Below are 19,910 nucleotides of genomic sequence, written 5' to 3'. Positions count from 1 at the left end.
ACTTCGCCGGTCTGCCACCAGCTTCACTGCCCCTGCAGCCACTCAATCAGCGCGTCCTGTGCCGCCTGGCCGCGTTTGGCGTTCGGGTGGTTGATGAAAAATACCACGCTCCACTGTTTTCCGGAATGGGCCTGTACAAATCCTGCCAGCGTCTTGACGCCATCCAGTGTGCCGGTTTTTAAATGCGCATGGCTGGCGGCGGGACTATTTTTAAGGCGTTTCTTGACCGAGCCATCGATGCCTAAAATCGGCAGCGATGCGATTAGTTCAGCGCTGTACGGACTCTCCGTTATGCTCTGCAACAGTTGCGCCATGTGCTCCGCGCTGATGCGCTCAACACGCGACAGGCCGGCGCCGTTTTCCAGTACCAGCTCGGGGAAATTCAGTCCCTTTTTTGTCAGCCAGCTGCGCATCGCAGCAGTGCTTCCGGGAATGCTGGCGGAGGTCGTCGTGCCCAGCGTCAGAAACAGCTGCCTCGCCATCACGTTGTTGCTGTATTTGTTGATGTCGCGAATGGCCAGACTCATAGGTTCGGAGCGATGCGTCGAAAATAATTGCGCACTGCTACTCAATAATCCATCGCGCTGCCGGCCAGTCAGGCTGCCGCCCAGTTGATGCCAGGCGGCGCGGAACACGGCGTCCACATAGCGCGAATGCGACAGCACGCTGAGGCTGTGCTCGCGCTCGCCGCATTCGGCAGGATAGCCGCCCTGTAGCAACAGCCGCTCATCGTTCGCTTGTACGCGTATCGTGTCGTCCCAGTCCTCGCAACTGCCAGCCTGCGGGGCTAACTGGCTGTCCAGCCGTACGCCTTCAAGCATCGGTTCGATGATCACGCGCAGGCGATTTCCTTCAGGAATATAGCGCAGACGCAACGTGTTGAAGTTCAGTAGCAACGCATCCGGGGTTACGTTATAGGCGCGCACCGGATCGTTGTCGAAAGCGCCTGAGTCGAGTTGCGGCAGATCGAAAAAGCTGCGATCGATCACCAGATTTCCGCGTATCTCGCGCAGGCCGCGGGCGCGCAATTCCGCCATCCAAAGCCAGAATTGCTCGATGGTGAATTTGGGATCGCCATAGCCCTTGAGAATCAGATCGCCCTGCAGTACGCCGTTTTCAAGTTTGCCATCCAGATAGGCTTCTGTCTTCCAGGTATAGGCAGGTCCCAGCAGTTCCAGCCCGGCAAAGGTGGTGAGGAGCTTCATGGTGGAGGCTGGATTCATCGGTTGTTCTGCATTGATGCTGATGGCCGCTTTAGGTGCGCCGATTTTCCGCACCGTGATACTTGTCGCGCTGAGCGGAATGCCGGCACTTTTCAGTTCCCGCAACACGGCAGGCGGCAAATGAGTGGCCGTGGCATTCAGTGCGGCGAACAGCGTCAACAGGGCAAAAAGATAGTTCAAGTCAGGCTCTCGACGAGGGTTAGCGTGCGCATCACCAATATTTCTATCTCGGACTCGCTGATCACATAAGGGGGCATAAAATATACAGTTTTACCCATCGGCCGGATCAATATTTCCTGGCTTAGCGCGAGGCTGAAACAGCGCTGTGCAAAATCCGCATGCGGTGATTCGACCTCGAACGCCCAGATCATGCCGGTATTACGAAAGCTTTTGACTTTGGGATGGTTTTTTAATGGCGCAGCAATGCGGTTGAGATATTCTGCCTTGCGACGGTTTTCGCTCAGCACCTCGTTTTGTTTAAAAATATCCAGCGTGGCGAGGGCCGCGCGGCAGGCCAGCGGGTTGCCGGTGTAGGAGTGCGAGTGCAGAAAGCCGCGCGACGTCTTGTCGTCATAGAACGCCTGATAGATCGTATCGGAGGTCATGACAATAGACAGCGGCAGGTAGCCGCCGGTGATGCCTTTGGATATCAGCAAAAAATCAGGTGAAATGCCGCCCTGTTCACAGGCAAACATCGTCCCGGTTCTGCCCATGCCGACGGCGATTTCATCGGCAATCAGATGTACGTCATATTGATCGCAAAGTTCGCGTGCCCGTTTAAGGTAAGCCGGGTGATACATGGCCATGCCTGCGGCGCCCTGCACCAGGGGTTCGATGATAAAGGCGGCAAGTTGTGCATGATGCTGTTGCAAATGAGACTCAAGCGCCCCGGCGCAGCGCAGCGCGTACGCTTCGCTTGATTCGCCGGCTTCTGCATGGCGCCAGTCGGGACTGATCACGGTTGCCTGTTGTTTGATCAGTGCGCCGTAGGCGTCGCGAAACAGTGCGACATCCGTGACTGAGAGTGCGCCTAGCGTTTCACCGTGGTAGCTGTCTTGCAAGCTGATAAATTGACTCTTGTCCGGTTGACCCGTATTTCGCCAGTAATGCGCGCTCATTTTGAGGGCGATTTCGGTGGCCGAGGCGCCATCCGAGCCGTAGAAACAATGTCCCAGGCCTGGTGGGGCAAGTTCGCGCAGCCGTTCTGAGAGTTCGACCACGGGTTCGTGGGTAAAACCGGCCAGCATGACGTGCTCCAGCTTTTCCAGTTGGTCGCGCAATGCGGCATTAATGCTGGGATTGCTGTGACCAAACAAATTTACCCACCATGAACTGACGGCATCCAGATACTTATTGCCATCGAAATCATAAAGCCACGCCCCGCTGCCGCGCGCAATCGGCACTAGCGGAAACGATTCGTATTGCTTCATCTGTGAGCAGGGATGCCAGACTGCAGATAGCGAGCGACTGATCAGATCCTTATTGGTTTGGATTTTCATGAGTGGATAGTAGCGAATTTTTTATTCGTAGCGCTGGACTAAAATGTGTGTTGAGCTGAGCATATTATGATTAAACAAGGGATTTTTGTCGTTAAATCTTACAATTCATACTGGCAATACTTTGAGTATTGCTCTATTTGTGGCATGCTTGCGCCCTTATATGTACCTAAATATAACTATTTATAACGCTCTGATTTTTAAATCCAGAGTGACAGTTGGAGGATGGCAGCAATGAAATGTGTAGATGATTTCCGCCTGCGCTTCGGGAAGCGCGAATTAGTGCCGATTATGATCGGCGGTATGGGGGTGGATATTTCCACCGCTGAATTGGCGCTGGAAGCCGCGCGTTTGGGTGGGATTGGGCATATTTCCGATGCCATGCTGCCAACGGTGACAGACAAGCGATATAAGACCAAATTCGTCAGCGAGAAGCAGAAACAGTATAAGCTGAATATTCTGGAAACGGACAAGACGATCGTAAAATTCGATCTCGAGCAGGTGGCCGAAGCTTCTCGTCTGCACGTGCGCAGTACGATGGATGCCAAGCGCGGCGACGGCATGGTGTTCATTAACTGCATGGAAAAGCTCACCATGAATGCACCGCGCGAAACCTTGCGCACGCGTATGCTGACCGCGCTGGACGAAGGAATTGACGGCATCACACTGGCAGCGGGGTTGCACTTGGGTTCCTTTGCTATGATGCAGGATCACCCTCGCTTCCACGATGCGAAGCTGGGCATCATCGTCTCTTCCGTGCGCGCGCTGCAGTTGTTTTTGCGCAAAAATGTCAAAACAAACCGCCTGCCCGATTACATCGTGGTGGAAGGTCCGCTGGCAGGTGGTCACTTGGGATTCGGTATGGATTGGGCGCAGTATGATCTGCGTACGATCACTGCCGAAGTCATTCAATTTTTGAAAAATGAGCAATTGGATATTCCTGTGATTCCGGCCGGCGGTATCTTTACCGGCAGCGATGCCGTGAGTTATCTGGAAACAGGTTCTTCCGCCGTGCAGGTTGCGACGCGTTTTACCGTGGCCGAAGAGTGCGGCATCCCGAAAAAAATACAGCAGGAATATTTCAAAGCCAGCGAAGAAGATATCGAGGTCAATACCCTGTCACCGACAGGCTATCCGATGCGCATGATCAAGGGGTGTCCTGCGATCGGTTCAGGTATACGCCCTAACTGCGAGGCATTCGGCTATGTGCTCGACGGCAATGGTCGTTGCGGCTATATCGATGCTTATAATCGCGTGGTCGCAGAAAACCCGGATGCGAAGAAATTTTCCGTTCCGGATAAAACCTGTCTGTGTACGCATATGCGTAACTACGATCTGTGGACTTGCGGGCATTACGCCTATCGCCTGAAGGATACCTCGCACCGCAACGAAGATGGTTCGTATCAATTGCTGACAGCGGAACATATCTTTTTGGATTATCAGTTCAGCAAAGATAACAAGATCGCTTTGCCTGCTAAAAAATAAATTTCACCTCCGCCCTTGAAATTGCAAGTCGCTATCCCCATTGTTAGCGCTTGCGGGCGGAGCGGTTTCGCCTCTGCATTTAATTCAACCAAACTGATTCAGGAGATATAAATATGAAGATTCGTCCTTTGAGCGACCGTGTGATCGTCAAGCGTATGGAAGAAGATGTCAAGACTGCGTCCGGTATCGTGCTGGCAAGCACAGCAGTCGAAAAGCCTGATACAGGTGAAGTTGTCGCTGTCGGCAATGGCAAGGTGAATAACGACGGCAAATTGCAGTCTATGAGCGTTAAGGTGGGCGACAAAGTGTTGTTCGGTAAGTATTCCGGTCAGACGTTCAAGATGGACGGTCAGGAATACCTGACCATGCGCGAAGATGACATCATCGGCATCGTAGAAGCCTAATTTCGTTATTTTCAGCGAGAATAATTTTTTATAGCCGTGTTCCGGGGCTTTGCCGGAATAGCGGTTTCAAACAATTCAGGAGCATAAAAAATGGCAGCTAAAGACGTAAAGTTCCACGATGCAGCACGCAGCAAGATGGTAGTTGGCGTAAATATTCTGGCTGATGCGGTTAAAGTCACGTTGGGCCCAAAAGGTCGTAATGTCGTTCTGGACCGCTCATACGGTTCACCTACCATCACTAAGGATGGTGTATCTGTCGCTAAAGAAATCGAACTGAAGGACAAGTTCGAAAATATGGGCGCGCAAATGGTCAAGGAAGTCGCATCTAAGACTTCTGATGTGGCGGGTGACGGTACGACAACTGCAACTGTCCTGGCACAATCGATCGTTATGGAAGGTATGAAGTTTGTTGCTGCCGGCATGAATCCGATGGATCTCAAGCGCGGTATCGATCAGGCGGTTATCGCTGCGGTTGCTGAACTGAAAAAGCTCTCCAAGCCATGTACGACCAGCAAGGAAATTGCACAGGTTGGTAGCATCTCTGCAAATTCTGATACCGTTATCGGCGAAAAAATCGCTGCTGCGATGGAAAAAGTAGGCAAAGAAGGCGTGATTACCATTGAAGATGGTACCGGTCTGGAAGATGAGCTGGACATCGTTGAAGGTATGCAGTTTGACCGCGGCTATCTGTCGCCTTACTTCATCAACAATCAAGATCGTCAACTGGCATTGATGGAAAATCCGTACATCTTGTTGCATGACAAGAAGATTTCCAACATCCGTGATTTGCTCCCGGTGCTGGAACAAGTCGCTAAGGCAGGTCGTCCATTGCTGATCATCGCTGAAGATGTTGACGGCGAAGCGCTGGCAACACTGGTTGTAAACAACATTCGCGGTATCCTGAAGACGGTTGCTGTTAAGGCGCCTGGTTTCGGCGATCGTCGCAAGGCGATGCTCGAAGATATCGCGATTTTGACAGGCGGTACGGTGATCGCTGAAGAAGTCGGCCTGACACTTGAAAAGGCAACGCTGGAAGATCTGGGTCAAGCCAAGCGTATCGAAGTGGGCAAAGACAACAGCATCATTATTGACGGCGCAGGCAAGGAAGAAGCAATCAAGTCACGCATCGGCCAAATCAACAAGCAAGCCGAAGAGTCAACCAGCGATTACGACAAAGAAAAGCTGCAAGAGCGTAAAGCCAAGTTGGCAGGCGGTGTTGCAGTGATCAAGGTTGGCGCTGCAACTGAAGTCGAAATGAAGGAAAAGAAGGCGCGTGTTGAAGATGCATTGCACGCAACGCGTGCTGCGGTTGAAGAAGGCATTGTACCTGGCGGTGGCGTAGCGCTGTTGCGCGCCAAAGTTGCAGTCTCTGGCCTGAAGGGCGACAACCACGATCAAGATGCGGGTATCACCATCGTATTGCGTGCCATGGAAGCGCCTCTGCGCGCCATCGTGCAAAATGCCGGTGACGAGCCATCTGTTGTGGTCAACAAAGTATCCGAAGGCTCTGGCAGCTACGGTTACAACGCGGCTACCAGCGAATATGGCGACATGTTAGCGATGGGCGTGGTTGATCCTACCAAGGTGACCCGCGTTGCATTGCAAAATGCAGCTTCTATCGCTGGTCTGATGCTGACAACAGCCTGTATGGTTGCTGAATTGCCTGAAGACAAGCCAGCTGCAGGTATGGGTGGCGGCGACATGGGGGGTATGGGCGGCATGATGTAATTTGATTCAGCGCGCATTTAGCTGATCAGACAAACCCCGCTCATGCGGGGTTTGTCATTTGTGTTGCGGTTTTGGATAAAGTCGGTATAATGCGCACCTCGCAAGGGCGTTAGAGCATTAATAGTCCTGCGAAATGTTTAAGATGGCCTGATAGCTCAGTCGGTAGAGCAGAGGATTGAAAATCCTTGTGTCGGTGGTTCGATTCCGCCTCGGGCCACCAATGAATTTTTAAAAAACCAGAACTTAACCGTTCTGGTTTTTTATTTTGTGCGAGGCATTCTGATTTAGCAATCCTTGCGTCTGGCTGGATCAGTTGGGTGGCAAGATGGGCTCGTGGATAATGAAGGTAATCGCATTGCTGGGGTGCCGGATGAATTGCTGACGCCTAGGTGGAAGTAATGCCGCAAGGTTGGATTCATCCTTGGTGTCAAGGATTTCACTGTGTTTTCACTGTATAATGCTGGCGGTTAGCCGTCTTCCGGCTTGATTTATTGAATTCAAGGCTTGCCAAATTTTGGTGAGCCTTTTTGCATTCTGGTATAAAAATATGATTCAAACCTCTGAAGAAATCCGTACCAGCGACGCGACTGCGGGTGCTGAGGGCATCGTGCGCGAGGTTAAACGCCGCCGCACTTTTGCGATTATCTCGCACCCGGATGCGGGTAAAACGACGCTGACCGAAAAATTGTTGTTGTTCGGTGGCGCGATTCAGATGGCAGGTACAGTGAAGGCGCGTAAAAGTGGTCGACATGCCACCTCTGACTGGCTGGAAATCGAGAAGCAGCGCGGCATTTCGGTCGCCAGTTCGGTGATGCAATTTACTTTTGATGATTGCGTGATCAATCTGCTCGATACGCCGGGTCACCAGGACTTCTCGGAAGATACCTATCGCGTACTGACGGCTGTGGATGCCGCTGTGATGGTGGTCGATGCGGCCAAGGGTGTCGAGGAGCAGACGATCAAGTTGCTGGAAGTTTGTCGTTTACGCAACACGCCTATTATTACCTTCATCAACAAGATGGATCGGGAAGTGCGCGAGCCGCTGGAAGTGCTGGACGAGATCGAATCCGTCCTTAAAATTAAATGTGCGCCGGTGACCTGGCCTATCGGCATGGGTAAGCGATTCCAAGGGGTGTATCACCTGCTCAATGATCAGGTGTTGCGCTTTGTGCCCGGTGAAGCGAAGGCAGGTCAAGACGTTGAGACATTGCAAGGCGGCGAGATCGATCAGCTTGCGAAACAGTGTCCGTCCGAGATGCAGACGATGCGCGATGAGACCGAGCTGGTGATGGGTGCGGGCGCGTCTTTTGATCTCGACGAGTTTTTGCGCGGTCAGCAATCACCGGTGTTTTTCGGTTCAGGGGTCAATAATTTTGGTGTGCGTGAAATCCTGCGCGCGCTGGTAGACTGGGCGCCGCCGCCTTTGCCGCGTGCGACTGATGTGCGGCTGGTATTGCCGACTGAGCCTGCTTTCACAGGTTTTGTATTCAAGATTCAAGCGAATATGGATCCGAATCACCGCGATCGTATTGCTTTTATGCGCGTATGTTCGGGTAGATATTCGTCTGGGATGAAGGTCAAGCATCGTCGCACCGGCAAGGACATGAAACTGGCCAATGCGGTGACCTTCATGGCGAATGAACGTACGCGCATGGATGAGGCTTATGCGGGCGATATTATCGGTGTGCATAACCATGGCCAGTTACAGATCGGCGATGTGCTCACCGAAGGCGAAGCATTAACCTTCAAGGGGATTCCTTATTTTGCGCCTGAGTTGTTCAGTCGCGCGCGTCTGCGCGATCCGATGAAGGCCAAGCAGTTGCAAAAGGGTTTGCGTCAACTGGGTGAAGAAGGTGCGGTTCAGGTGTTTGAGCCTTTGATCGACACCAGCAATCCGCTCATCGGTGCAGTCGGTCAGTTGCAGTTCGAAGTGGTTGAACACCGGCTGAAGGCGGAGTATGGCGTTGATGCCGTGTTCGAGCGTGCAGGCATTCAAACGGCACGCTGGGTGACTTGTACGGATGCCAGCCATCTGGCCGAATTCGTCAAAGCGAATCAAAGTCGTCTGGCAAAGGATGTGGACGGCAACTACGCCTATCTTGCCGACAGCGGCGTGAACTTGCGTCTGGCGCAAGAGCGCTGGCCGAAAGTGCAATTCTTCGCAACGCGCGAGCACGGGCAGCAACTGAGCTAATTGCAACCCTCGCGTGTATTGATTGGCAAGTGTCCGGTAGGCCCGTTTTTAAATGGGTCTGCCTCGTTAATAGCCAGAGCGGTTGGAATGTCGTGTTGAAATATTTTTCCGGATTAAAATTGTTGCAGGCCGCGCTGTTGTTGAGCTTTTTTGCGGTGTCTGTGGAGACGGCATGCGCGGGAGGCAGCAATGCGTCCGATGTGCCGCCGGTAATTCTTTTTATCGGTGATTCCCATTCGACCGGCAGTTTCGGGATGCAGCAAGACGCCGTGCTGCGTAGCGTCAAAGGATTTCGCGTTGCCACTTATGCGATTTGCGGCAGTTCGTCTGACAACTGGTTCTCGGGCGATAAAACAAGTTGTGGATATTTTTTCAGAGACCTGGACGGGCACGAGCAGCGAGGATGGGAGGCGGCAACGCCGCTGATCGCGAATCTGATCGCGCAGTATCAACCGGCCTATACGGTGGTGGAGCTGGGGGCGAATATGTACGGGCACACGCCCGAGTGGGTTGAAAAAACCTCGCACGAAATGGCGATGACCATCGTCAATTCCGGCAGCAAGTGTATCTGGATCGGGCCGCCTCATGCGCGTATCCAAACCGATTCCGGATTGGCGCAGGTTTTTGATGCGTTGCACGCCGGCGTTGGGGCGTATTGCCTGCTGTTCGACAGCCGAAATGTCACCCGATATCCTGCCGTTGGCGGCGATGGCATCCACTTCAATTCACTGGGGGAGTCGGGCGCGCGCATCGCCGAAAACTGGGCGCTCTCCGCCTATTATGCATTTAGCCCCTTGCTGAAGGCCGGAAAACCGGCAAAGTAGTTGGTGTGTAGTCTTGTTTGAGGCGGCGGGTCTATAATGCGCCGATACGTCATAGCGAGGTGATCACTTGAGTGCCATTCATACTTCTCAGTTGGCTTTTTTTGCCGCGCATGCGCCGTTCGACCGAATGGAAATGGCGCACCTGCTATGGATGACCGAGCGATTAAAGCTTGGCTATTACGCGCAAAACGAGGTGATCGTCTCGCCCGAACAAGGGGCGGTCGAACGATTTTTGGTGATCAAGCAGGGGGTGGTGCAGGGAGAGCAGAGCGTTGCGCATGCCAGCGACACCGATACGTGGCTGGAGTTGGCAGAAGGCGAATGTTTCCCATTGGGCGCCTTGCTCGCGCATCGCCCGGTGGCAAGTATTTACCGTGCCGTCAAAGACACTTTTTGCTATGAATTACCGCTGGCGGATTTTAACGAATTGCTCGGCATGAGCGCACCGTTCCGTGATTTTTGTACGCGGCGCATCGCCAACCTCCTCGAGCACTCAAAGCAAGTCATTCAGGCGCAATACACGCAATCCTCGTCTGAGCAGCAATCGCTGACGAGTCCCTTGTCTGCCATCATCCGGCGTGCGCCCGTGACTTGCGCGCCTGATACGACGGTGCGCGAAGTACTGGCTCGCATGCATGAATTGCGTGTCGGTTCGATGATTGCAATCGATGATCAGGGGCGGCCGCAAGGCATCCTGACATTACCCGATGTGCTCGAACGCATCGCGCTGCCGCAGATCAATCTTGATCAGCCGGTGATCGGTATTATGACCACGCAGTTGACCTTTTTACCGCCGCAGGCGCTGGCCTATGAGGCTGCGCTGACCATGGCCAAGCAGGGGTTTCGCCATGTGCTGGTGGTGGATAACGAACGGCTGGTAGGCCTAGTGTCGGAAAAAGATCTGTTTGCCTTGCAGCGCGTCGGACTGCGGCAAATTGGTTCTGCGATACGGCATGCGAATAAGGTCGATGAATTCAGGCAGTCCGCTGCGGATATTCGACGCATGGCGCACAATATGATGGCGCAGGGGGTTGCGGCGGAACAACTGACCCAGTTTATTTCAACGTTCAACGATTTGTTAACGTCACGTGTCGTCGAGCTGGAATATGCGGACAGCGGTATTGCGGCACTGTCCGACCGGCTGTGCTGGATCGCGCTGGGTTCTGAAGGCCGTTTTGAGCAGACGCTCAGCACGGATCAGGATAACGCACTGATTTTTAGGGTGCCCGACGGGATGACCGCTGACGGGGTGCGCGAAGTAATGTTGCCGGTCGCGCGCCGCATCAATGAAACGCTGGCCTTGTGCGGGTTTCCGTTGTGCCGTGGCAATGTGATGGCGTCGAATCCGCAATGGTGTTTGTCGCTGGAGGAGTGGAAGCGCACCTTTTCTAACTGGATCAGTAACGGCACGCCGGTGGCTCTGTTGCACGCCTCTATCTTTTTTGATTTTCGAGCCGTGTTCGGGACGGGGGCGCTAGCCGAAGAGCTGCGCCTTTGGCTAGTCAGAGTGGCCACTGAAAATAGCCGTTTTTTGCACCAGATGGCACAAAATGCGATGAGTATACGTCCGCCTTTGGGCGTGGTGCGTGATTTTGTAGTCGGTAAAGAGCATACGCTGGATTTGAAGCTCAACGGCATTACACCGTTTGTGGATGCAGCGCGTATCTTCAGCCTTGCGGCAGGTGTCACGCAGACCAGTACCATCCAGCGCCTGCGCGTTAGCGCCGCCAAACTGAAAATTCATCCTGCCGAAGTCGAGGCGTGGATCGATGCGTTTTTGTTTATTCAGGTATTGCGCATGCGTCACCACGATGAGGGGCAGGAGCAGGGGTTGAGCGATGAGGCGCTGAACAACCTGATCGATCCCGAGGCGCTGCACGAACTGGACCGGCGCATCCTCAAGGAAGCCTTTCGTCAGGCGCGCAAGCTGCAGGCGAGGCTGGCGCTGGAGTATCACCTGTGATCAGTTCGGTGTTGCGCTGGTTTCGCCGGCCAGACTTGACTGACGAGCAACAACGCAGGCTGTCGCTCTGGCGCGCGCTACCTGCCGTGTCGGCTCATCAGGCAATAAAGGCTACGCGTTGTGTGGTGGTCGATGTGGAGACTAGCGGATTGAATTTGTGGGAAGATCGGCTGATTTCCATCGGCGCGGTCGCCGTGGTCAACGGAAAAATTGAGTTGGGGGATAGTTTTTATATCGTATTACAGCAGGAAATCGTCAGCGAAAAGGAAAATATCTTGCTGCACGGGATTGGTGGTGCTGCGCAGGCTGAAGGGGTGCCGGCGGCCGATGCGTTGCTGGCCTTTCTGGCATTCTTGCAAAAGGATCCGCTGATCGCGTTTCATGTCACGTTCGATCAGACCATGATAGTGCGTGCGATCAGCAAGTATCTGGGGTTTTCCTTCAAGCAACCCTGGTCCGATATGGCCTATGTGATGCCCGCACTCAATCCTGAGTTAGCTGCGCGTTTTCGTTCACTGGATGACTGGATAGCTCACTTTGATATACGCAACGACGCGCGTCACAATGCGCTGGCGGACGCGCTGGTCACCGCGCAATTGTTTCAGGTCGGCGCTTCACAGGCATCGGGCCGGAATATTGCCGATTTTGCTGCGCTGCGTGATCTGGAAAAGGCGCAACGCTGGGTGAGCGAAGTCGGGTGACGCCATCTGACCGGCCGGATTGTCGACAATCCGAGTGCGAGCTTAAGGTTGAAACGGCGCAATTTTCTCAATAAAACATCGTTAATTCGCTAATGGTTCAGGTTGCGCGTGATGCAGCTCATAACCCTATCGTCAAAGATGTTGACAATAGAGGTTGAGAAAAACAGTCGGCAAGCATTGCATTACCTCGCGCCTTAACGTAATCTCGCACCTGTTTTTAAGAGTGGGTCAGAATGTACATGTTCTGGCTTGTCGATTGTCTTCAGGGAGGAAGTATGTCAAATCCAACTATTAATTGGGCGGCCATTGATGCCAACCCAAAATTTCAGGCATTGCATCGTAAGAAAACGTTTTTCTTATGGGGCTTGATGATTTTTTCCATTATTTATTACTTTATGTTGCCTATTGGCGCCGCATATTTCCAGGATTTGTTCAAAACTAAGGTTTGGGGCGTGGTCAATTTCGGCTTGCTGTTTGCACTGTCCGAATTCGTCGTGGCCTGGGTGATCGCATTTATGTATTCGAAGAAGGCCAATGCCGAATTCGACGCGATGGCGCAAGAAATCATTAACGAAACACAGGGAGCATAAGCATGACGAGGCTAAATCAATTGGCTGTATCCGTTGCCGCCTTGTGCTGCAGCGGTGCGGCCTTCGCGGGCACGGGCGCGGTTGCCGATGAATTTAAGTGGATGACCTTTGCGGTGTTCGGCGTGATTATCGCTATCACGATGGCCATCACCTTCTGGGCTGCGCGTTCTACACACACCACGTCCGAGTTTTATGCTGCGGGCCGTTCGGTGTCCGGTATCCAAAACGGCTGGGCGATTGCAGGTGACTACCTGTCTGCCGCGTCTTTCCTGGGTATTGCCGGTCTGATTTCATTGTACGGCTACGATGGCTTTATGTACTCGGTGGGCTGGCTGGTTGCGTACATCACCGTTTTGCTGGTGATCGCCGAACCTTGCCGTAATATCGGCAAATACACCATGGGCGATATTCTGGCCTTCCGTAACGACCCTAAGAAGACTAAGACGGTTGCTGCGCTGTCCACCATCACCGTATCTACTTTCTACCTGACCGCGCAAATGGTCGGTGGCGGTGTGCTGATCAAGACTCTGATCGGTATTGACTATGAAATCTCTGTGATCGGCGTCGGTATTTTGATGCTGGCTTACGTTGTTTTCGGCGGTATGAAGGCAACCACATGGGTTCAGATCACTAAGGCCGTATTGCTGGTGATTGCGTCTTTGATCCTGGTATTCCTGGTATGGTCGCCTTATGGCTTCAGCCTGCCGGCTTACCTGCAAGCGGTGGTTGGCGATGAAAAAGTGGTCGCACAAGTCGCTAAGCTGTTGGGCGATTCGGCTGCCGGTATGAGCAAAGAAGAACTCGGTCAGCGTTTCTTAGAACCGGGCCTGTTCCTGAAAAACCCGATCGATCAGATTTCGTTAGGGTTGGCGCTGGTGCTGGGTACCGCTGGTATGCCGCATATTTTGATGCGTTTCTTCACCGTTCCTACGGCACAAGCTGCGCGTACTTCGGTTATCTGGGCGATGGGTATTATCGGCGGTTTCTACGTGCTGACCCTGTTCTTGGGTACCGGTGCTGCGATGCTGGTTGGTTCTGCCAAGATCGCGTCTGTTGATGCGGGCGGCAATATGGCAGGTCCTTTGCTTGCGCAATATCTGGGCGGTGGTGAAAACTCGATGCTGGGTAACTTCTTCCTAGCTTTCGTAGCTGCCGTTGCCTTTGCAACGATTGTTGCGGTGGTTGCAGGTTTGGTTCTGGCTGCTGCTTCTGCGATGGCGCATGACATTTATGTCGGCGTGATCCGTGGCGAAAAAGCGACACCTAAAGAACAGGTTGTGGCGGCACGTGTCTCGTCAGTGCTGGTGGGTGTGATCGCGATTACCGTAGGTATTCTGGCCAAGGGTCAGAACGTGGCTCATCTGGTCGCGCTAGCGTTCGCAGTTGCGGCCTCATCGAACTTGCCTGCCGTGTTCCTGACGCTGTACTGGAAGAAGTGCAACACCACTGGCATTATCCTCGGTATGTTGGTGGGCTCTCTGACAGCGATTGGTCTGGTGATGGTTTCTCCTAACATGACTTATCCTAAGGCTGTGATTGCATCGGCTAAGAAGGTTATTGAAGGCGAACCAATGCAGGCTGCGAAAGAAGCGAAGCCGGCTGTTGTGGCATCAAGCTTTATGTGCGAACTGTTTGCGCTGGAGGGTTGTGTTACGTCAGCCGCGGCCAAACCTGCCTCTCCTGAGAAGCCCGCCAAACTGCCGGCAGCCGAAAAACTGGCTATGCTGAACGAAAAAGTGCCGGCACTGGAAGCATCATTGGTCGCACTTGCAGCGGATCCGGTTGCGCTCAAGAAGGCAGAGGACGATTTGGCTAAGGTCACTACTGTCCGGTTAAAAATCGAATAGATTCAATTGTTTACTGATGTCCGGTTCGTCAAGATTCTGTATCGCATTTGCAACCATTTGATTTATTGGGGTTTTATCGAACATATTGACCTCAAAAAGATTCAGTAAAATCTGCTGGGAGGCAGGAAGATTGAGCTGTTTTTTGGCAATGCTGACCAGCAGGTAAACGCATATTGCGATCCAGATTTGGGATTTGACGGCATTGAGGGAATTGCCATAGAAATGTTTGATGGCAAGGTTTTGCTTGAGCCACTTGAAGAACAGTTCGATTTGCCAGCGATTTTTGTAGATATTGGCGATGGTCAGCGCGGGCAAATCGAAGCGATTGGTCAGGAACACCAAATGCTTGCCGGTTTCCGGGTCGCGGAAAGAAACCCGGCGCAGGCGTTCCGGGTAAGCGGTTTTTGATTTGGGTGTCGCCAGCAGTATGGTTTGATCGCAGCGTAATCCAGTGGCTTTGTCCACTTCGCGCGACGCAATCCAGGTAAAGCGGAGATTGTTCTTTGCGCGGATGACAAAGGTAACTTGGCGCTGGTGTAGCGCATACAATCTGGCGAAGTGCAGGTAGCCCCGATCAATGACGACGATGGTGCCAGCGGGGAATGGGATCACGTCGAGCAGATTGACATCGTGAACCTTGCCGGTGGTAATGGACAGAAACACAGGGATTGAACCGCGCAGATCAATGATGGTGTGCGCTTTGACGGCGGCCTTGGTTGAACGAAATTCCGCCCAGGGGAACAGCGTCAGGCACAGATCGATGGTGGTCGAGTCCATGGCGTAGAGCGGTTCTTTGAGTCCCAGGCCGATGTCCTCGTCCCGGTACAGTTCGAGCGCTATGGAGATCAAACGATGGCCGAGTGCCTCGAACAGCCGCCAGTCGCGCCGTTCGTTGGCATCGGCCAGTGTGGAACGGGATACTTTGCTGCGGATACCGATATGGTAAAGCTTGCTCTTCTGAGAATTGAGACAGGCAACCAAATCACGCAAGCCATCGCGCCGGGTCAGTTGTGCATAGGCCATGCAGATGAATTGGCTCCATGCGGAGAAATGCTTGATCCCGTGGTTGGCGGCAAAGCGCTCGGTCAGATATTCGAAATGATTGAACGGCACGAAGTCCAGCAATTGTGCGAAAACTGTTTTGCCCCGATTCATGCTGCCGCTCCGTCTGCCGATTAAAGGGCAAACGATACGGTTTTTTAACCAAAGGCGATTCCAGATAGTATTTGAAATCGTCGGAATGCAAAAACGTGCTGAAAGCCACGTCAATAAAGGGCTACAGCGAAATGAACTTAAAATCTACCGGACAGTAGTGGGCTAAGGTGAAGAAAGATATCGCCGCGACCGAAAAAGCCAAAGCTAAGGCCGAAGATGATCTGAAGAAATTTGACGGTCAGACCACCAGCATCATGGGCCTGGAAAAACCTTTCTTCCTGTTGAAAAACCCGGGTCTGTTGTCGATTCCTTTGGGTTTCCTGATGGTGATCTTGGGTTCAATCTTCACACGCGACAAACGTGCCGAAGACATGTGGGATGAGTTGTACGTTCGCCAGAACACCGGCATCAACTCTGAACAGGCAACGGCTCACTAAGCTTTTGCATCGGCTGGACTAAAAAGCTCCCGGGGAAAACCCCGGGAGCTTTTTTGCGTTTAATCGTGCCGAAATTTGCGTTGCCGGGGTGCGGCAATTTGTCGCGCGACAATTTGCCGCATTCCTAGGCTGGCAATACCCTCGTAAAATCAGGCGATTCCAGTCAATTTTCAGGTGTCCGCATGTTAAAAAATATATCAAAAATCGTATTGTCCACGGCCTTGATGGTCGGGTACGCCAGTGTTGCTCAGGCCGAAATGAGTCGCGAAGACTACGCGATCAAGTTTAGGCGCGGGGGATACACGGTGCTGGGGTGGTATTACGGCCCGTTGTATCGGATGGCGAAGGGTGAGATGCCCTACGACAAGGCGCTATTCTTGCGCAATGCAGATTATCTGGCCGTGTTGAGCAAGTTGCCTAAAGATGGTTTTATACCGGGATCTGGGGCGGGAGAGACCAAGGCTAAGCCTGAAATTTGGTCGAAAAGCGATAAATTTAAAGAGGCCAACGACCGTCTGGAAAATGAGTCAGCCAGACTAGCCGAGCTGGCGAAAACGGGCGATTTAGATGCCATCAAGGTACAGTTTGGCAAGGTACAGAAAAGCTGCAAAGCTTGCCACGATGATTTTAAAAATAAGGCTGATTGACGTTTGAAGTGCGGTGCGTGTCGCCGAATCTCTTTTCACAAAGACAAGCGCTTATGCCATTTTCACCAGCAGCCAGACCGCAACGGAAGCGATGCAAAATAGCAGCAAAGCCAGCCAACTGCTGCGCAGGTGAATGGTCGGGACACTCACCTCTTGTGGCAGGTGTTTGATGCCGGTCAACATGGGAAGCAGCAGATTTTCTTGCTTAAAAAACAGGTAAACCAGCATCGCGGCGATATGCAGTGCTAGCAATCCCAGCAGGCCATAAAAACTTTGTTCGTGCCAGGATGTCGCCAGATCGCTGATAGATTTGCCGACATCGTTGGCGAAGGGCCCTTCTAGCATCATGTCATCGTTGGCGAACAAGCCAGCTAAGACTATGAAAAATACTGTGCCGATTAGCGCCAGCACCATCCAGCCCCCGGCCGGGTTGTGGCCGATGTGATGTATGACGTCCTTGTTTTTGACGCGTGCCAGATAGCCCAGTAGCGCGCGAGGTGACGCGATAAAACCGGCAAAGCGCGCACTGCTGCTACCCATCACCCCCCAGCTCAGGCGAAACAACAAGAGCGCGAGCACTGCATAGCCGCAGCGAAAATGTAATTCCATATCGCCATTTTCGGTCGATGACCACCAGCCGACGGCAATCAATATCAGCAATGACCAGTGAAATAAACGTGTCGGTAAATCCCAAATTTTTACAGCTTGCGTTGTAGGGTTAGGCATCACTGTTAATCCATTTTTAATTGGTGGCGCATGGTATCAAAAGCATTTGTACGCGGGGTGTGACATTTTGTCGCGCGACAAAATGCCGCATTCTCAGCAAGGTTAATCCTATCTACAATCCGCTCGGATAAAAATCAGAACGAGACATACCGGGGATATTGAAGATGAAAAACAAGCAATTATTTACGCTCAGCGTACTTGCGCTGGCCGTTAGTCAAACAGTCTATGCGGTGCACGATACGGAGATGCTGGATGATGTAGTCGTCAGCGCATCGAAGATTCGCCAATCCATCAAGGAGGCGCCCGCTAATGTGTCGGTGGTTAATACAAAGAAACTGGAAGCGGGTAACAATTTTGTTATCGGCGATGCGCTGACCGCGAAGGTGCCAAGTTTGTATCTGCGCGGTGGCGCGATAGATGGCGGTCGTGCCGGAACGACGATGCAGCTCAGTTTTCGAGGTCAGGGTATCAACCGCAACCTGTTGCTGGTCGATGGTCAGTCTCAGACGGATGCCTTTGCAGGGCAAATGAACTGGTCCGCCATCTCAATGAACGATGTAGAACGTATCGAAGTGATTCCTGGTGTGGGTTCGGCTTTGTATGGCAGCGCGGCGCTGGGCGGCGTGATTAGCGTGATTACCAAAGCACCGACTAAGCGTGAAATGACCGTCAAGTTGACCAAAGGATTTTCGGATGGCAGTCGCCAGAAAGTAGAAGCGGGCTATCGCGACAAATATGAAAATGGTTTGGGCGTGGTGTTCAACTTCGCGCAAGATGATCGTGATGGCTATGCCGCCGATTTGGTGACGCTGGCTAATCCGGCAGGGGCACCGTTGGCAGGCGCAAAAGTGGTGACCGGCATCCAACCGACCACGACCACCACGGGGGCGGCAACCAATATCATTGGCGACAAAGGATTTAATGCCTCAAGGGCCATCAATGCCAATGCCAAATTGTATTTCGATGTAAGCAGCACTACCAAATTGCATGCAGGGGTGGCTTATACCGACGACAAGAATTTAATGACGCCTTATCACGTTTATCTGACCGATGTGGCAACGGGGCAGCCGCTGGCCTTGCCAGCATCGAATGCTTTGGCGACCAATCTCAGCATCAACGGGCTGAAATCGTCGCTCAAAGAATCGGCATTTTTCGGCACGAATCCTGGCGGACGTACCTCGATGCGTTATTTTGCAGGCGTAGATACCGAGATTTTCGGTGACTACAAGCTGAAACTTAAGGTGGGGAAAGTCGATCAAAATGGCTGGTCTGTGGGCGCAGCCAGTACAACGCTCAATACGATGACGACTGGCACCGGCACATTAACGGATTCGCCTAACAGTAAAACCGATGCATCGGCTGAGTTAAGTTTTGGCTTAGGCGAGAAGCAATTCATCGTGACCGGGTTGGCCTATGAGAGCGGCACGCTGATGCAAAAAAAATATGCGTTGGCTAACTGGACTGATCTCAATTCTAAAACCCGGGTGAATACCAGCTCCGATGGCGTGAGCGCGACGACCTCGTTGTTCTTGCAGGATCAAATTTCGCTAGGGGATGCGTGGACGGTGTATGCCGGAGGTCGTTATGACGCATGGCGTTCACACGGTACAGCGCGGGATTATGTGACGCCCGCGAATACGATAATCAGCCCTGAAAGAACGGCAACTTCATTCAATCCAAAATTGGCGGCGGTTTATAAGCTGAATGAACGACTGACCCTGAAAGGTTCGCTGGGTACGGGTTTTAGAGCGCCGAATAATTATGAGATGTACGCCAATCCGACTTTTTCCGGTGCGGCAGCACCTAACGGAAAACTGATTCTGGCGAATCCGAATCTAAAACCTGAAACGGCGCAGTCCTGGGATATTTCAGCGGATATGGATTTTGAGCGCGGTGGAAATTTCAGAGTGGCTTACTACCAAACCAAGATGAAGGACATGATTTACCAAAAGGTCACCGCAGTACCCCAATATATTTTGCCGGGCACGACCAGTCAGATTAATTTCTGGGGGCAACAATCCAATGTGGCGGGTGCCGATATTAGTGGTATCGAACTGAGCGGCGAGACACCGATTACCAGTTGGTTGAGTCTTAATGCCAGCTATACCTACACCGGTGCCATTGTCACCAGTGACGGCGGTACGAATTCCGGCATGATCGGTAAACGCTTATCCAATGTTCCTAAAAACATGGCGAGTATCGGCTGGGATCTTAAACGGGGCGACTGGTCTGGCATGGTGATGACCCGCTATACCGGTGAAGTATGGGGGTCGGCAGATAATTTGAATACCGATGTGATCAAGGATGTCTGGACGGGCTACAGCAAATACTGGCTGACCGATATGAAAATTGGTTATCAGATCGACAAGACGTTCAAAGCCAGCTTCGCTGTCGGCAACCTGTTCAACAAAAAATACTTCGCCTATTACCCGATGCCCGGTCGTAGTGTGACGATGGATCTGACGGCTAACTTCTAAGCGTATTTAACCG

Annotated in this window: 16 protein-coding genes and 1 tRNA gene; 13 read left to right on the top strand and 4 right to left on the bottom strand. The window is 52.6% G+C overall.

The genetic code is table 11. The features are described 5' to 3' along the window. Positions 1 to 23 precede the first annotated feature (23 nt). Together dacB and bioA are read right to left on the bottom strand one after the other, a co-directional pair. Complete coding sequence (dacB, locus tag GALF_RS13155) at positions 24 to 1,403, bottom strand: D-alanyl-D-alanine carboxypeptidase/D-alanyl-D-alanine endopeptidase (protein ID WP_013294554.1); 1,380 nt, start codon at positions 1,401 to 1,403, stop codon at positions 24 to 26. Further along, positions 1,400 to 2,722: an adenosylmethionine--8-amino-7-oxononanoate transaminase gene (gene bioA / locus GALF_RS13150; RefSeq protein ID WP_013294553.1), complete on the bottom strand. Its 1,323-nt coding sequence runs from the start codon at positions 2,720 to 2,722 to the stop codon at positions 1,400 to 1,402. Before bioA ends, dacB begins: the two co-directional genes overlap by 4 nt. A 231-nt stretch (positions 2,723 to 2,953) precedes the next feature. Between bioA and GALF_RS13145 the strand changes: the two genes are divergently transcribed. From GALF_RS13145 to GALF_RS13100, 10 genes are all read left to right on the top strand, one after another. After that, complete coding sequence (locus GALF_RS13145) at positions 2,954 to 4,204, top strand: nitronate monooxygenase (protein WP_013294552.1); 1,251 nt, start codon at positions 2,954 to 2,956, stop codon at positions 4,202 to 4,204. 113 nt (positions 4,205 to 4,317) lie between these two features. Then, entirely contained in the window at positions 4,318 to 4,608 is a 291-nt protein-coding gene (groES, locus tag GALF_RS13140; RefSeq protein WP_013294551.1) for a co-chaperone GroES, read from the top strand. Between the two features lie 90 nt (positions 4,609 to 4,698). Beyond that, positions 4,699 to 6,336: a chaperonin GroEL gene (gene groL / locus GALF_RS13135; protein ID WP_013294550.1), complete on the top strand. Its 1,638-nt coding sequence runs from the start codon at positions 4,699 to 4,701 to the stop codon at positions 6,334 to 6,336. Positions 6,337 to 6,480: 144 nt separating this feature from the next. After that, positions 6,481 to 6,556 (top strand) — tRNA-Phe (locus GALF_RS13130). A 327-nt stretch (positions 6,557 to 6,883) separates the two neighbouring features. Next, positions 6,884 to 8,530, top strand: a complete 1,647-nt coding sequence (locus GALF_RS13125; protein WP_050752553.1) for a peptide chain release factor 3 — start codon at positions 6,884 to 6,886, stop codon at positions 8,528 to 8,530. 95 nt (positions 8,531 to 8,625) lie between these two features. Beyond that, positions 8,626 to 9,354: an SGNH/GDSL hydrolase family protein gene (locus tag GALF_RS13120; RefSeq protein ID WP_041938095.1), complete on the top strand. Its 729-nt coding sequence runs from the start codon at positions 8,626 to 8,628 to the stop codon at positions 9,352 to 9,354. A gap of 67 nt (positions 9,355 to 9,421) precedes the next feature. Continuing rightward, positions 9,422 to 11,317 (top strand): DUF294 nucleotidyltransferase-like domain-containing protein, encoded by a 1,896-nt coding sequence (locus GALF_RS13115; protein ID WP_013294547.1) that lies wholly within the window; start codon positions 9,422 to 9,424, stop codon positions 11,315 to 11,317. Continuing rightward, positions 11,314 to 12,018: a 3'-5' exonuclease gene (locus tag GALF_RS13110; protein WP_013294546.1), complete on the top strand. Its 705-nt coding sequence runs from the start codon at positions 11,314 to 11,316 to the stop codon at positions 12,016 to 12,018. The genes GALF_RS13115 and GALF_RS13110 overlap by 4 nt, the downstream gene beginning before the upstream one ends. Positions 12,019 to 12,257: 239 nt before the next feature. After that, complete coding sequence (locus GALF_RS13105) at positions 12,258 to 12,608, top strand: DUF485 domain-containing protein (protein WP_223293707.1); 351 nt, start codon at positions 12,258 to 12,260, stop codon at positions 12,606 to 12,608. A 2-nt stretch (positions 12,609 to 12,610) separates the two neighbouring features. Then, positions 12,611 to 14,455 (top strand): solute symporter family protein, encoded by a 1,845-nt coding sequence (locus GALF_RS13100; protein WP_083777153.1) that lies wholly within the window; start codon positions 12,611 to 12,613, stop codon positions 14,453 to 14,455. On the opposite strand, the gene GALF_RS13095 is transcribed toward GALF_RS13100, so the two are convergent. Beyond that, a complete protein-coding gene (locus tag GALF_RS13095; RefSeq protein WP_013292311.1) occupies positions 14,441 to 15,610 on the bottom strand; it encodes an IS4 family transposase in 1,170 nt (389 codons plus the stop codon). The genes GALF_RS13100 and GALF_RS13095 overlap by 15 nt on opposite strands. 167 nt (positions 15,611 to 15,777) lie before the next feature. Between GALF_RS13095 and GALF_RS13090 the strand changes: the two genes are divergently transcribed. Both GALF_RS13090 and GALF_RS13085 read left to right on the top strand, forming a co-directional pair. Further along, the gene (locus GALF_RS13090) at positions 15,778 to 16,047 is read left to right on the top strand and encodes a hypothetical protein (RefSeq protein WP_041938094.1); all 270 of its coding nucleotides are present in this window, start codon (positions 15,778 to 15,780) and stop codon (positions 16,045 to 16,047) included. 182 nt (positions 16,048 to 16,229) lie between these two features. Beyond that, a complete protein-coding gene (locus GALF_RS13085; RefSeq protein ID WP_013294544.1) occupies positions 16,230 to 16,694 on the top strand; it encodes a c-type cytochrome in 465 nt (154 codons plus the stop codon). A gap of 51 nt (positions 16,695 to 16,745) precedes the next feature. Here the strand turns inward: GALF_RS13085 and GALF_RS13080 are convergent, their stop codons facing one another. Next, positions 16,746 to 17,420, bottom strand: a complete 675-nt coding sequence (locus tag GALF_RS13080; RefSeq protein ID WP_013294543.1) for a cytochrome b/b6 domain-containing protein — start codon at positions 17,418 to 17,420, stop codon at positions 16,746 to 16,748. A 164-nt stretch (positions 17,421 to 17,584) separates the two neighbouring features. Between GALF_RS13080 and GALF_RS13075 the strand changes: the two genes are divergently transcribed. Then, on the top strand, positions 17,585 to 19,897 hold the full coding sequence (locus GALF_RS13075; RefSeq protein ID WP_013294542.1) for a TonB-dependent receptor: 2,313 nt from the start codon (positions 17,585 to 17,587) through the stop codon (positions 19,895 to 19,897). Positions 19,898 to 19,910 lie beyond the last annotated feature (13 nt).

The organism is Gallionella capsiferriformans ES-2 (assembly GCF_000145255.1).
Lineage (GTDB): Bacteria > Pseudomonadota > Gammaproteobacteria > Burkholderiales > Gallionellaceae > Gallionella > Gallionella capsiferriformans.
Note: the sequence above shows the minus strand (reverse complement) of the source record. Positions and strands in the feature narration are given on the sequence as shown.

Excerpts from the sequence above, each read along its gene's own strand:
- GALF_RS13080 (WP_013294543.1), bottom strand. The coding sequence starts at position 17,420 with ATGCCTAACCCTACAACGCAAGCTGTAAAAATTTGGGATTTACCGACA.
- GALF_RS13095 (WP_013292311.1), bottom strand. The coding sequence starts at position 15,610 with ATGAATCGGGGCAAAACAGTTTTCGCACAATTGCTGGACTTCGTGCCG.
- GALF_RS13100 (WP_083777153.1), top strand. The coding sequence starts at position 12,611 with ATGACGAGGCTAAATCAATTGGCTGTATCCGTTGCCGCCTTGTGCTGC.
- GALF_RS13085 (WP_013294544.1), top strand. The coding sequence starts at position 16,230 with ATGTTAAAAAATATATCAAAAATCGTATTGTCCACGGCCTTGATGGTC.
- GALF_RS13105 (WP_223293707.1), top strand. The coding sequence starts at position 12,258 with ATGTTCTGGCTTGTCGATTGTCTTCAGGGAGGAAGTATGTCAAATCCA.
- groL (WP_013294550.1), top strand. The coding sequence starts at position 4,699 with ATGGCAGCTAAAGACGTAAAGTTCCACGATGCAGCACGCAGCAAGATG.
- GALF_RS13145 (WP_013294552.1), top strand. The coding sequence starts at position 2,954 with ATGAAATGTGTAGATGATTTCCGCCTGCGCTTCGGGAAGCGCGAATTA.
- GALF_RS13125 (WP_050752553.1), top strand. The coding sequence starts at position 6,884 with ATGATTCAAACCTCTGAAGAAATCCGTACCAGCGACGCGACTGCGGGT.
- bioA (WP_013294553.1), bottom strand. The coding sequence starts at position 2,722 with ATGAAAATCCAAACCAATAAGGATCTGATCAGTCGCTCGCTATCTGCA.
- groES (WP_013294551.1), top strand. The coding sequence starts at position 4,318 with ATGAAGATTCGTCCTTTGAGCGACCGTGTGATCGTCAAGCGTATGGAA.
- GALF_RS13075 (WP_013294542.1), top strand. The coding sequence starts at position 17,585 with ATGAAAAACAAGCAATTATTTACGCTCAGCGTACTTGCGCTGGCCGTT.